Source organism: Halogranum amylolyticum, from assembly GCF_900110465.1.
Lineage (GTDB): Archaea > Halobacteriota > Halobacteria > Halobacteriales > Haloferacaceae > Halogranum > Halogranum amylolyticum.
Window position 1 is genome coordinate 530,219 of sequence record NZ_FODV01000002.1, and the last position, 13,390, is coordinate 543,608.

12 protein-coding genes, 1 tRNA gene and 1 pseudogene are annotated in these 13,390 nt (G+C 64.4%); 7 read left to right on the forward strand and 7 right to left on the reverse strand.

The window, feature by feature from the left end; translation table 11 throughout:
• The first annotated feature begins 5 nt into the window (after positions 1–5).
• Together BSG17_RS05895 and BSG17_RS05900 are read left to right on the forward strand one after the other, a co-directional pair.
• Positions 6–803, forward strand: a complete 798-nt coding sequence (locus tag BSG17_RS05895; RefSeq protein WP_089822034.1) for a class I SAM-dependent methyltransferase — start codon at positions 6–8, stop codon at positions 801–803.
• 843 nt (positions 804–1,646) lie between these two features.
• Entirely contained in the window at positions 1,647–2,888 is a 1,242-nt protein-coding gene (locus tag BSG17_RS05900; protein ID WP_089821946.1) for an orc1/cdc6 family replication initiation protein, read from the forward strand.
• A 33-nt stretch (positions 2,889–2,921) separates the two neighbouring features.
• Here BSG17_RS05900 and BSG17_RS05905 read toward each other — a convergent pair whose 3' ends face one another.
• Entirely contained in the window at positions 2,922–3,572 is a 651-nt protein-coding gene (locus tag BSG17_RS05905) for a DUF7095 family protein (protein WP_089821947.1), read from the reverse strand.
• A 132-nt stretch (positions 3,573–3,704) separates the two neighbouring features.
• Here BSG17_RS05905 and ncsA point away from each other — a divergent pair, with 132 nt between their 5' ends.
• The gene (gene ncsA / locus BSG17_RS05910) at positions 3,705–4,673 is read left to right on the forward strand and encodes a tRNA 2-thiolation protein NcsA (protein WP_089822036.1); all 969 of its coding nucleotides are present in this window, start codon (positions 3,705–3,707) and stop codon (positions 4,671–4,673) included.
• Between the two features lie 53 nt (positions 4,674–4,726).
• Here the strand turns inward: ncsA and BSG17_RS05915 are convergent, their stop codons facing one another.
• From BSG17_RS05915 to BSG17_RS05930, 4 genes are all read right to left on the reverse strand, one after another.
• A complete protein-coding gene (locus BSG17_RS05915) occupies positions 4,727–5,329 on the reverse strand; it encodes a class I SAM-dependent DNA methyltransferase (RefSeq protein WP_089821949.1) in 603 nt (200 codons plus the stop codon).
• Between the two features lie 108 nt (positions 5,330–5,437).
• A complete protein-coding gene (ftsZ, locus tag BSG17_RS05920; protein WP_089821951.1) occupies positions 5,438–6,604 on the reverse strand; it encodes a cell division protein FtsZ in 1,167 nt (388 codons plus the stop codon).
• 2 nt (positions 6,605–6,606) lie between these two features.
• Positions 6,607–6,795 carry a ribbon-helix-helix domain-containing protein gene (locus tag BSG17_RS05925; RefSeq protein ID WP_089821953.1) on the reverse strand — a complete coding sequence of 63 codons (189 nt, stop codon included), beginning with the start codon at positions 6,793–6,795 and terminating at the stop codon, positions 6,607–6,609.
• A gap of 213 nt (positions 6,796–7,008) precedes the next feature.
• Positions 7,009–7,557, reverse strand: coding sequence for a double zinc ribbon domain-containing protein (locus BSG17_RS05930; protein ID WP_089821955.1), 549 nt, complete (start codon positions 7,555–7,557; stop codon positions 7,009–7,011).
• Positions 7,558–7,677: 120 nt separating this feature from the next.
• Between BSG17_RS05930 and BSG17_RS05935 the strand changes: the two genes are divergently transcribed.
• Together BSG17_RS05935 and BSG17_RS05940 are read left to right on the forward strand one after the other, a co-directional pair.
• Positions 7,678–7,751, forward strand: a tRNA-Tyr gene (locus BSG17_RS05935).
• Positions 7,752–8,167: 416 nt separating this feature from the next.
• A complete protein-coding gene (locus BSG17_RS05940) occupies positions 8,168–9,157 on the forward strand; it encodes an aldo/keto reductase (protein WP_089821958.1) in 990 nt (329 codons plus the stop codon).
• Between the two features lie 73 nt (positions 9,158–9,230).
• On the opposite strand, the gene BSG17_RS05945 is transcribed toward BSG17_RS05940, so the two are convergent.
• Positions 9,231–10,991, reverse strand: coding sequence for a polysaccharide deacetylase family protein (locus BSG17_RS05945; RefSeq protein WP_170864721.1), 1,761 nt, complete (start codon positions 10,989–10,991; stop codon positions 9,231–9,233).
• 179 nt (positions 10,992–11,170) lie between these two features.
• Between BSG17_RS05945 and BSG17_RS05950 the strand changes: the two genes are divergently transcribed.
• Positions 11,171–11,779, forward strand: a complete 609-nt coding sequence (locus BSG17_RS05950; RefSeq protein ID WP_089821962.1) for a translation initiation factor IF-2 subunit beta — start codon at positions 11,171–11,173, stop codon at positions 11,777–11,779.
• Positions 11,780–11,897: 118 nt separating this feature from the next.
• Positions 11,898–12,311 (forward strand): DUF5789 family protein, encoded by a 414-nt coding sequence (locus BSG17_RS05955; protein WP_089821964.1) that lies wholly within the window; start codon positions 11,898–11,900, stop codon positions 12,309–12,311.
• Positions 12,312–12,424: 113 nt separating this feature from the next.
• Here the strand turns inward: BSG17_RS05955 and BSG17_RS26805 are convergent.
• Positions 12,425–13,390: pseudogene (locus tag BSG17_RS26805) on the reverse strand (hypothetical protein); the annotation flags it as partial.

Genomic DNA, 13,390 nt, shown 5'->3' on the forward strand with positions numbered 1-13,390 from the left:
GCGGCGTGCGCAGGTTCTCAGCCGAGTATCTCCAGCGGACGCGCGAGGGGATGTGGGAAGACTCCCGTGCGGCACTCGCCGACCTCGAACTCGACTCGCGGCGTCGCGTCCTCGACGTCGGGTGCGGGACGGGCGAACTCTCGCGGGTGCTCGACGCCGAGAGCGACGCCGACGTCGTCTGTGTCGACGCCGACGTCGACCTCCTCGACGTCGCCCGCGAGGAGACCGGTCTCCCGGCCGTCGCCGGCGACGCGACGCGTCTCCCGTTCGACGATGACACCTTCGACCTGGTGGTCTGTCAGGCGCTGTTGGTGAACCTCCCCGACCCTGCGGCCGCCGTCGCGGAGTTCGCCCGCGTCTCCTCGGAGCTCGTCGCGGCCGTCGAACCCGACAACGCTGACGTGAGCGTTGACTCGACCGTCGACGACGAGGTCTCGCTCGAGCGGCGAGTGCGGGAGGCGTATCTCGCGGGCGTCGAGACTGACGTCGCCCCCGGCGACCGGGTGACGGAGACGTTCCACGAGTGTGGGCTGACGGACGTCCGCTCACGTCGCTACTACCACGAGAAGACCGTCGATCACCCGTACGAGGAGGTCGACCTCCGGGACGCCGCTCGGAAAGCCAGCGGTGCCGGTCTCGCAGACCACGAGACCGAACTCCGGCGGGCGCTGTCGACGGCGGCCTACGACGACCTCCGGCGGGCGTGGCGCGAGATGGGTCGAACGGTCGTCGATCAGATACGGGACGGAACGTACCGACGAGCCGAGGTCGTCCCGTTCGACGTGACCGTCGGTCGGGTGTAGCCATCTCGGCGAGGCGTCGCCCGTCTCGATGGGGGACACACCCCGGGTTTCGAGCGTAAACTCTCGTAGGGGAGGTGGAGAGACGCCGAAACGACGACTCTCGTGAACCCGTTGGTCGAGTGTCCGTGTCCTCCTCTCGGGGCGAACTCCGACGGCTACCGGTTATTTTTTATACTATACGTTAGTATAACCCCGTAGGCTCGATTCGTCGGATTCGAGGGAGAACGTCGTCGTTCTCCCGTGTTCGACGCGAACCGTTCTCTTTCCTCGGTCGGAATCGACTCGGCGAACCTAGCGAGCAGGTCGCCGGTCGGGACGCGTTCGGCCTCGACTTCTTCGGTCTCGGCTACTCTAGGGGGAAGGGCCGTCTCGGAACCACCGTTTCGACTCCGCTGCCACACGGTCTTTCCCGTTTACGCTCGAAACCCGGGGTGTGTGTGTGTCGTTCGACGCCGGTCGACACCTGACGGTCACCGTCGGACGACCACTGCCGGACAGATGTCGGCGAGTCGTCAACTCAGTCGTCGATGCGAGGAGATCGGGACGGAGACGATTTACGCTCGAAACGCGGGGTAGCGTGGTCATCCGTGCCACACTCGTATTTGGACATCTTCCGGCCGATATCGGACGTTTACGCTCGAAACGTGGGGTCGTCTCGACCACGCGTCTGACGACTGTCGTGCGGAAAGAGAGGAGCGCAGTTACGCTCGAAACTCGGTGTGGGGTCCGACTCCGGACACGGAGATACGAACGGCTGCGCTCGCCGATTTACCGGCCTTACGCTCGAAACCCGGGGTGGCGAAGATATACACGGTTAAGGAACACCCCCCTGAAGCGGGTGATATGCCAGACGACGGGAACGACGCCAACGGGGGGACGGACCCGCTGTTCCGCGTCGACAGCCCTATCTTCACCCGGAAAGAGCTGCTCGAGATCGAGCATATCCCGAACGAGGAGCGGATCGTCGGCCGCGACGAGCAGATCAAGAAGGTCGCCAACGCGCTGAACCCCGCCATCGCCGGCGGGTCGCCCCGAAACATGATCGTCTACGGGAAGACCGGGACGGGGAAGTCGCTCGTCGCGAAGCACGTCACCCAGCGTGCCAAACGCGCCGCCGAGAACCACGGGACGACCGTCGGCACGGCGTACATCGACTGTGCGCAGTCGAACACCGAGACGCGTGCCATCTCCACGTTGGCGACGCAGCTCAACGACGTCGGCGAGACGGAGGTGAAGATCCCGCCGACGGGCATCGCTACCGACGACTACTACGCGCGGTTCTGGCGCATCCTCGACGCACGCTTCGACGTCGCCATCATCATCCTCGACGAGATCGACAAACTCGGCAACGACGAGATCCTGATGCAGCTCTCGCGGGCCGGCGAGGCCGGAAAGCTCGGCTCGTGTAAGATCGGCATCATCGCCATCTCGAACAAGATCAGCTACCAGGACAAACTCGAACAGCGAGTCAAAAGTAGCCTGCAGGAACGGGAGTTCATTTTCCCGCCGTACGACGCCGAGCAGCTGCGACTCATCATGGAGAACCGCGAGGACGCGTTCAAACCCGACGTGCTGACGAGCGACGTCATCCCGCTGTCGGCCGCCTTCGCGGCGAGCGAACACGGCGACGCGCGGAAGGCGCTGGACATCCTCCGCCACGCCGGCGAGATCGCGGAGGAGCGCGACGACGAGCGCGTCCGCGAGGAGCACGTCCGCGACGCCCGCAGCCTCGCCGACGTCAACCGCTTCCGCGATCTCCTGCAGGGCCAACCGACGCAGGCGAAGCTCACCGTCCTCGCCGTCGCCGAGCTCACCGCCGCACGGCGGGAGTCGAAGATCGAGTCGAACGACATCTACGACAAGTACTGCGAACTCACGACCGCGCTCGACGTCAACCAACTGTCGCAGCGGCGGGTGTACGACCTGCTGCGCGAACAGGCGTTCCTCGACATCCTCGGCCAGGAGTTCGAGGGGCGAGGGCGTGCCCGCGGGAGCGTGATGAAGTTCTACCTGCTCGAAGAACCCGAAACCGTCCGACAAGCGATCCAACGGGACGCGGTGTTCGACCAGATGAACGGCGAGTAGGGCGACTAGCCGAGTCGCGTGCGGTCGCGTCTGTCAGACGACGTCGCCGCGGACGGTCGACCCGGTCTGTTCGGCGCGATGTTGCTCCATCGCGCTGGCGGCCTCTTGGGCCGTCTCCTCGTCGAGACCGAGCATCTCCAGCGACCCCGAGAGCGTCGGGAACGGGAGTTCCCCGCCGCGGAGCTTCGCCATCGTCTCCTCGGCGTAGGTGCCGTCGACCCACAGACAGACGCCGCGCGGGTCGAGGATCTGTTCGTAGGCGTCGCGGGCCATCGCCCCGCGCAGTCGCTGGGTGACGTTGTCGTCGAAACTCGCGTTACAGACTTCGAGGTGGATCGGGTCGTCGCCGTCGACGAGATGGGCGGCGAGACACTTCTCGGGGGCGGCGTGACCGCTGTCGTTGGCGCGCAGCCGTTCGGGATACTGCTCGGCCCATTCGGCGGAGACGCTCTTTCCGACGCCCTTTACGCCGTACTCCTCCTCGAAGTAGCGTTCCTGCTCGTCGCTGCCGTCGCCGCGAAGGAGCATATCTTTGGTCAGATAGACGTCCAACCGGTCGATCGGGTCGAGGCCGAGCGCGACGTCGCCGTACACCCACACCTCTCGGACGGGGACGGGCATCGTCTCGGAGTCGACGGCGTCGACGATAGCCTCGACGCGGTCGAGGGCGGCGGTTCGGTCCATTGCCGCCCTCTTGCCGCTCGTCGCGCAAAACGGTTTCCTCACGAGATGCACCGAGACGACATCCTCCTCGACGGAGAGGCTGAGGTAGCCGAGACGAAACGGTCATGGCCGCCGGTCGGCAAGAGGCCGGTAATGGAGTGCGACAAGTGCGACCGCGACGCGGTGATGCACGCGGGCTACTCCGGGGCACATCTCTGTGAGAACCACTTCTGCGCCTCGGTCGACAAACGCGTCCGCCGCCGCATCCGCGAGGACAGTATGCTCCCGTCCGACGCCACACCCGAGGACCCCGAGACGTGGGTCATCGGCCTCTCCGGCGGGAAAGACAGCGTCGTGCTCACCCACATCCTCGACGAGACGTTCGGGAAGGACCCTCGCATCGAGATGATCGCCCTCACGATCCACGAGGGTATCGAGGGCTACCGCGACGAGAGCGTCGACGCCTGCGTCGAGTTGGCAACCGACCTCGAGATGCGCCACGAACTCGTCACCTACGAGGACGAGTTGGGCGTCCGAATGGACGACGTCGCCGAGAAGGACCCGATGGAGATGGCCCCCTGTGCCTACTGCGGCGTGTTCCGTCGCGACCTGCTCGAGCGCTTCGCCGACGAGTACGGTGCCGACAAACTGTTGACGGGACACAACCTCGACGACGAGGCGGAGACGGCGCTGATGAACTTCCTCGAAGGCGACGTCAAGCAGATCGCCAAACACTTCGACGCCAGCATCGGCGGCTTCGACGACCGAAACGAACAGGAGGAGTTCGTCCCGCGGGCGAAACCGCTGCGGGACGTCCCCGAGAAAGAGGTCGCGCTCTACGCACATCTGAAAGACCTCCCCGCCCACATCACCGAGTGTCCCCACGCCAGCGAGGCGTTTCGGGGCGAGATCCAGGAACTGATGCTCGAGTTGGAGGAGGACCACCCCGGGACGCGTCACTCCATCATGGCCGGCTACGAGGAACTGGCACAGCTAGCCACCGAGCGGTATCGCGGCGACGAGGAGGGCGTCGAACTCAACGAGTGCGAGCGCTGCGGGTCGACGACGGCGCGGGACGTCTGTCGGAAATGCAAGCTCGTCGAGGCGATCGAGGCGGTGTGACGTACTTCGGAGACAAGCGCCGAGGCGCTCGCCTCGATCAGCGGTAGAGAGCGTCACGCCCGCGCCACCAGTCGAACCCACCGCTCGTCGTCGACGGCGAGTGACTGAACCTCGAAGCCGACAGTCTCGATCAGTTCCCGCAGTTCGTCGGGCCGATACAGCGTGAACCGGCGCGTGTCGCCGTCGTACGGGCCGCCGACCCGCTCGCCCGTGCCGACCTGCACCGAGAACAGGAGTACACCTCCTCCCCGGAGCACGCGATGGAACTCAGCCAACGTCTCCGGTGCGTCCTCGCGGGGGACGTGGATGAACGACGCGCACACCCACAGTCCGTCGAAGCGGTCGTTCGCGAGGCCGAGCGTCCACATATCCATCCGGGCGACGTCGGCGTCGGGGGCCTCCTCCCAAGCGAGTCGGAGGAAGGCGGGCGTCAGATCGACGGCGACGACGTCGTGGCCGGCCGCAGCGAACGTGGCCGACTCCCACCCCGGACCACAGCCGACGTTGGCGACGCGAGCGGGTCGTTCGTCGGTCACGTCTTCGAGTGCAGTGAGAAATCGCTCGACCAGATGCTCGACGACCGATCGGTCGCGGTTCTGGTGACGATACTCCTCGGCGACCGACTGGTAAGTGTCGACGGTGTCGGAGTCGGTCATACGGAAGACGACGTCCGAACGACGAAGGCGACGGCCGTCGCTGGTCGGTCGTCGATCGGAGAGCGAAGAAAGCGAGACGGTAGTTCGAGAGGTTGGGTGTCGGGTGGGTTAGCGGATGACGTCGAGACCGTTGTTCTTCTCGACCTCGTCGCGACCGCCGTCAGACTGCCACGCCTCGCCCGAACGCTGTTTCGAGTCGAACTCCGAAGCCTGTCCGTCGATACTCGCGCGCGACTTGTCGGCCTGCTTCTGCGTCGTCGGGCCGAGCACCTGCGCGCTCTGGACGCCGGTCATGATGGCCATGACGCGGACCTTCCCCTTGTACTCCTCGTGGATGCGCGCGCCCCAGATGACGTTTGCGCTCGCTTCGAGGCGTTCGGTGATGTTGTCCGCGATGCCCTCGGCCTCCTTGAGCGTGAGGTCGGGCCCACCCGTGATGTGGACGAGACCACCGGAGGCACCCCGGTAGTCGACGTCGAGAAGCGGGTGGTTCATCGCGTCGTTGACCACTTCCTGGGTCTTGTTTTTGTCCTGTGTCTCGCCGACGAGCATCACCGCGACGCCGCCCTGGTTCATGATGGTGGACATGTCGGCGTAGTCGAGGTTGATGAGCGAAGGCTGGGTGATCGTCTCGGAGATCCCCTTGACCGTCTCGGCGATGATCTGATCCATCACCGAGAACGCCTTGCCGATCGGGAGATTCGGGACGTAGTCGAGAAGTCGGTTGTTGTCGAGGACGATGATGGAGTCCGCTTCGTTGCGGAGCTTCTCCAGTCCCTCCTCTGCTTTGACCGTCCGGGCACGCTCGACGTTGAACGGCGTCGAGACCATCCCGACGACGATCGCACCCTGTTCTTTGGCGATCTTCGCGACGACGGGTGCGGCGCCCGTGCCGGTGCCGCCACCCATACCCGCGGTGACGAACACGAGGTCGGCGTTGCCGAGAACCTCCTTGATCGTTCCCTGGGCCATCTCCGTCGCGCGCTCACCCATCGAGGGGTCGCCACCGGCACCCAGTCCCTGCGTCAGCGACTTGCCGACGAGGATCTTCGTATCGGCCTCGATCATCTTGAGGTGCTGTTTGTCGGTGTTGATGGCGACAGTGTCTGCACCATCGACGCCGATGTTGTACAGGCGGTTGATGGTGTTGTTCCCGGCACCGCCTGCTCCCACGATGACGATGCGCGGCTCGCCGAACTCGTCGTCCTCGTCCGACGCCATCTCGCGCTGTTCCGCTTCCGCGTTATCCAGTGCATCCTGGACGATGTCTTGCATCGTTACACCCTCGCCCAGCTGCGCTTGGTGGTCTTCTTCTTGCCCGAGTCACGGCTCTCGCCCTGCTCGTTGAGCATCTCGCGAACCGCCGACCGGATCGCTTCGCTTCGATTCGGGAACTGACCCGTTTCGACCATCTGTTCGACCTCTTCTATCTGCTGCTTCGGAATTCGTAGTGTCACACGCTCCATGCTTGTATTCCCCCGGTAAGACGGTGGGCGCGCGGCCCGTGCGGACGTCATACACACCAAAACCGCACGACGGGAGTACGAATCCCACCCCGCGGCAGGCGGTGTAAGACAACCGTCTTACGCGACAGTATGCACAGAGGCACAGTTTATAAAAGTACCGACGGTCTGTAAGACATCGGAGAGGGGGCACCGTATACAGGACTCTCAGACCCTCTACCGTCGGTCGAGCACGTCGGCGGCTGGCGTCCGACGACCACAGCTCGGGCAGAACGCCCAGTCGGAACGGAGCTCGTCGCCGCACTCACAGAACGTGCGGTGCGAGGATTTCTCGCCACAGTTCGGACAGTAGACGTGGTCGGCGTCGATCGACTCGCCGCACTGCCCACAGTTCGTCGCTCGGTCCGTGGCGCCGTCTGGAGTCTCGTCCGTCGGCGTCTTACGGACGCCGTCTCCCGATTCTAGCTCTCGAACTGCCGTGGTGTCGCTCGACGCGACGTCGTCGACAGTGACGGTGACAGAGAGGCCGTCCGTCCGACGCGTCCGTCGGCCGAGTGCGTCGTCGAGTCGCGCTTCGATGAGGTCGTCGACTCGCGCCGCGAGCACGTCGTCCACCGACTGATCGGTGTCCGATGCGGACTCGCGTCGTCCCGCGCCGTCGAGATACGCACGAAGCGCCTCGCGCATGACCTCGCTCTTCGAGGCGTCGAGCGCCTCTAATCGCTCGACGAGGTCGTCGTCCGCGCGGAACGTTATCTTGCTCATCGTTCGTCAGGCAAATTCGAGCGGGGCTATTTCAATCTTGCTTCATGTCGGGCGGTCACGTGGTGCACGAGCGCCTCGAACAGTAATGGTTAAACTGCAGTGTCCGGAAGGTGGCAGTGACCGCTCTTAGCTCAGCCTGGCAGAGCAGCCGACTGTAGATCGGCTTGCCCCCCGTTCAAATCGGGGAGAGCGGACTCGATTCTCTCGGCGCAACGTGAACGAGCGAAGCGAGTGAACCGCGCGAAGCGTTCGTGCGAACTCGATCCGGTTTGAATAGGGAGCGGGAGGCGAGCGAGCACCGCGAGCGAACGGAAGCGAGTGGATTCAAATCGGGGAGAGCGGACTGAACTTCAACATCCGTGAGCGCAGCGAGCGGCGTCGAATATAAGAGCCTTCTCGACTCGATTTTGAGCCTGCAAGTCACAGTCCGCGCAGTCGAGCGTCACGAGGCGAGCAGAGATGTGTTGCTCCGTTCAAACCAGGGAGAACGGATCTCTCTTGCGAACAGCGTGAGTAGTGTAACGTCTCTTCGGACCGATTCGCGCAGACGAGTCGAAGCGCGACCGACCGGTTCACGGAGACTTACACGTAGCCGTCCCGAAGGGAGGGCATGGACAGACGAACACTCGGTACGACGGGCTACCGCGTCACCGAAGTCGGACTCGGCACCTGGAACATCGGCAGCGACTGGGGGGACGTGAGCGACGAAGACGGTCGCGAGGCCGTTCGGACCGCACTCGACGCCGGTGTCGACTTCCTCGACACTGCCGACGTCTACGGCGACGGCAAGAGCGAGCGCAACATCGGAGAGGTGCTCGAGGAGCGCGGCGCGTACGACGACGTGACGGTTGCCACGAAGGCCGGTCGGCGACTCGACCCCCACGAACCCGAGGGGTACGACCGCCAGCACCTCGAGCGGTTCGTCGACCGGAGTCGAGAGAACCTCGGCGTCGACTCGCTGGATCTCCTTCAACTGCACTGCCCGCCGACGGCGGTGTACTACCAGCCAGAGACGTTCGAGGCGCTCGACGACCTGAAAGCGGCCGGCAAACTCGACGCTTACGGCGTCAGTGTCGAGAAGGTCGAGGAAGGGTTGAAAGCCATTGAGTATCCCGGCGTCGAGACGGTCCAGATCATCTTCAACCCGTTCCGACAGCGACCCTCCGAACTGTTCTTCCGTGAAGCGAACCGCCGCGACGTCGGCGTCGTCGTCCGCGTGCCGTTGGCCTCGGGACTCCTGACCGGACAGATCGATCGCGACACCGAGTTCCCGGAGAACGACCACCGCAACTACAACCGCGAGGGTGAAGCGTTCGACGTCGGCGAGACGTTCGCAGGCGTCCCCCTCGAGGCTGGACTCGACGCCGTCGCCGCCCTCCGGCCGGCGATCCCCGAGGGGACGTCGATGGCGCAGTTCACGCTCCGGTGGATCCTCTCGTTCGACGCCGTGAGCACCGTCATCCCGGGGTCGACGTCACCCGAACACATCGAAGCGAACGTGGCTGCCGCGGACCTCCCCCCGTTGTCGGCCGATCAGTACCAGCGGGTCGCCGACGTCTACGACGACTACGTTCGAGAACACGTCCACCAGCGCTGGTAACGGAACCGACTTCGGTTCTATCTCTCTTTCTACGCGTGGGTGCGCGAACGCGGGACGGCCCCGTGTGGCTCGATCAGAGCGACAACAGCTTGGCGAGCCAGTCGAACAGGTCGCTGAGGAGGGGGATCCGACCCGACGAGTTGGGCCGCCGAGAGGTCGTCGTGGGTTTCGGCGTGCCAGCCGGCGTGGCCTCGGAGCCGGTGTCCGACGAGCCTTCCGTCGACGTCGGTGTTGCAGTCGGCGTCGCCGTCTCGGGTGGCGGCGTCTCCGCCGACGAGGGTTTCGGGGACGGCGTCGGCGTGACTGTGGTCGTCGGAGTGGGCGTCGCCGTCTCTTCGGGTTTCGGTGCGTCCGGCGGCTCCGACCGCTCGGAGGAGTCCGGTGGCGGAGACGAGTCGTCCGCATCGGACGGTGCTGGCGGCGCCGTCGACGGCGGCTCCGGCGTCGCCGTCGGAGTCTGCGTGGGAGTCTCCTCGGGTTCGTCGTCCTCTCCGGACTCGTCCGGTGGTTCGGACGAAGAGTCGTCCTCCTCGGGGGTCTCGGTCGGCGTCTCCTCAGGGGTCTCGGTCGGTGTCTCCTCAGGGGTCTCGGTCGGTGTCTCCTCAGGGGTCTCGGTCGGTGTCTCCTCAGGGGTCTCGGTCGGTGTCTCCTCAGGGGTCTCGGTCGGTGTCTCCTCAGGGGTCTCGGTCGGTGTCTCCTCAGGGGTCTCGGTCGGTGTCTCCTCAGGGGTCTCGGTCGGTGTCTCCTCAGGAGTCTCGGTCGGTGTCTCCTCAGGAGTCTCGGTCGGTGTCTCCTCAGGGGTCTCGGTCGGTGTCTCCTCAGGAGTCTCGGTCGGTGTCTCCTCAGGAGTCTCGGTCGGCGTCTCCTCGGATTCGTCGTCCTCTTCCGACGAGTCTTCGACGGCGCCGGCGGCGACGAGCGCGTCGTGGAGCGTCCGGATCGCTAGCCCGTTGTCTCGGGCGGCCTCGACGGCGTTTTCGATGTCAGACTCCGTGAGATTCTCGTCCCAGGAGTGAGAGCCGAGAACGAGGATGGCGTTCCTCTCTGCGGCCTCCGCGGCGAGTTCGTCGAGTTCCTCGAACGACATCTCCTCGTACTGGATGCGTCTCATCCAGTACGGACGCACGTCCTCGTTGATGCCGTTACCGAACCGTCCGTTCCCACAGGCCTCGAACTCCTCGGCGACCAGCTGGGCGGCCCACTCGTCGTAGACGCCGAACGGAGCGACGAAACCGCGCGCTTGACCGCCGATCTCCCGAAGCTCTTCCTTCGACTCTCGTAGTTTCTCGCGCGTAAACTCCGCCGGGAACCGGACCCGCCCGTCCGCGCTCGCGGAGACCGGGCCGGGGGCGGGTTCTTCCAGCGTGATGACGCCGTCGTCGCGGTCGTCGACGACCACTCGGATCGCGTTGCCGTCGTCGTCGACCACTTCCAGCGGGTCGCCGCCAATCCGACCGTGGAACGATGACCTAACCTCGAGTTTTGTGTCGCCCTCTTCGACGTCGTCGGTGAGCGGGATCTGCCCGACAGGGCGGTGGTAGTCTGTATGCGAGAGGATCTCCCAATCCGCGTCAAGGAACTCTTGAATGTCGTCTTCGGAGAGGTAGTCTCCAGTCGGGCTAAGATAGCCTGACACTGTGGCCAGGCAAGCGGGTGCGTCGAGTTCCCGGTGGACAGGCAACGTCTTCGTGAGATCCGTATCGTGTCCGTCGTCGTAGATGAACACGCACGATCCACTCGCTTCGTCTGTCGAGAGAGCACGAATCGAAGGGGGGAGGGCACTGAGCGTCGCGACCGCCGCTCCGGCCTTCATCGCAGACCGTCGAGTTAGCATAGAATGACATGTCGTCTGGATGAATATACTTTTTGTGGTCTATTTTACATATTCCAGATTATATGTTCTTGGAAGGTTTACTTTCAATATATCTTGAATTTCTTCGGGAAGTGGAGTTCGAGGGGAATCGAGAGTCGTTCTCTCGGAACGCCTATACGTGTCCTTCTCCACCAACCTCTATGGACTATCAAGCCAGTCTCGACCGGGCTCTCGACGCCGTACCGGACCTTGGTGGGTCCGACGAGCGTCTCTCGGTCCCCGACCCGCAAGTGCAGAAAGACGGGGCGTTCACCCGACTGACCAACCTCTCGTCGATCGCCGACGCACTGTCGCGCGACCCCGAACATCTCCACTCCGCCATCCAGCGCGAACTGGGGACCGCCGGGCAGTACTCAGACGGCCGTGCGCGGTACAACGGGAGTTTCACGGCACAGGACTTCGACGCCGCCATCAGCAGCTACATCGAGGAGTACGTCATCTGTTCGGAGTGTGGCCTCCCCGACACGCGACTCGTCATGGAGAACCGCAACCAGATGCTCCGGTGCGAGGCGTGTGGTGCCTTCCGTCCGGTCGCAAAGCGCAAGCGTTCCAGCCAACGCACGAACGCGCCGGACGTCGAAGAGGGCAAGACCTACGAGGTCAAGATCACCGGCACCGGCCGCAAGGGCGACGGTGTCGCCGAGAAGGGCAAGTACACCATCTTCGTCCCCGGCGCACAGGAAGGCGACGTGGTGAACATCTACATCGAGAACGTCAGCGGCACGCTCGCGTTCGCTCGACTGGCCTGAACACACTCTCAAGGCCGTACTCCGACTTCTCTCCCCGACAGCGACGGCTGGATGCACGCCGGTCGTACCGAGACCCTGGGCCACCACATCCTTACGATTCGCAGTCGAATCTCCGGGCATGACCGAGGACCACGACGCCACCGCCCCGAGCGTCGACAACGCCGAGGAACACGACAGCGTCACGGACCGTGCGGAGTCCCGGAAGAGCGCCCGCGCCGGACAGGTCGAACACGTCCTCGACGAAACCGAAGCGCTGCTCCGCGACCAGAAGTTCCCGGTGACGACGGAGGAGCTCGCCACCGAGTACGCCGACCAACCGCTGGACCTCACCAACGAGACCGAGTCGCTCGGCAGCGTCTTCGACCGCATGACCGACTACGACGAGTTCGACTCCTCCGAGGAGGTCCGCGAGGCGCTGTACAACGAACTCACGGGCAAGGCCGACGGCCGAACACAGAACGAGTACAACGACGAACGGGCGCTGGAGGACGTCGCCGAGGCCGAAGACGAGACGCGACAGGACCGTCCCTGATCTCGTTCACAACGCATCCGGGAGGGCCATCTCGCGGAAGAACCGGGAACTGATACGGTCGCCGACGAGACCGAACACGGGCACAGTGCCCGCCCCTGCGACGCTTACGACGCCTAACAGGACTTCGGCTCTTCCGGCGACTCCTCTCGCGTCCCCTCGTCCGACGACTCTTCATCCGACTCGTCCGACGACTCTTCATCCGACTCGTCCGACGACTCTTCATCCGACTCGTCCGACGACTCTTCATCCGACTCGTCCGACGACTCTTCATCCGACTCGTCCGACGACTCTTCGTCCGACTTGTCCGGTGACTCCTCGTCCGTCTCGTCCGGCGACTCCTCGTCCGCCCCGTCCGACCCCTCGACCGCGCCGGCCGAGACGAGCGCCTCGTGAAGCGTCGTGATCTCGAGTCCGTGGTCCCGAGCGGCGTTGATGGCCTCGCGGATCTTCGACTCGGTGAGGTCCTCCTCCCACGAGTGGGAACCGAGGACGAGGATGGCGTCTTCCTCGGCGGCCTCTTCGGCGAGGCTATCGAGTTCCTCCGCAGAGAGGTCATCGTACTGTGTGCGATTTACCCAGTACGGCTCGACGTCGACGTTGATGCCGGTGCCGAGCCGTCCATTCCCACAGGCTTCGTAGTAATCGGAAACCAGATCGGCGGCCCACTCGTCGTAGACACCGAATGGAGCAATGAAACCGCGCGCTTGACCGCCGAGTTCTTGCAGTTCTTCCTTGGATGTGCGCAGTTTCTCTCGAAGGAACGACTCGGGGAACCGAACGCGGCCATCTGCGTCCGCGGAAATCGATTCCGAGGCCGGTTCTTTGATGTAGATGACGTCGTCGCCAACGTCGCGACCCTCGACCGTCACACGGATGGCATTGCCGTCGTCGTCGACCACTTCGAGCGGATCTCCCTCGAACCGCCCGTGGAACGTGGAGACGACCTCGAGTTCGGTATCTCCCTCTTCGACGTCTTCGGTGAGCGCTCGCTGCCCAACCGGTCGGTGGTAGTGCATGTGCGAGAGGATCTCCCAGTCGGCGTCGAGGAACTCTTGGAGATCCTCCTCGGCCAGGTAGTC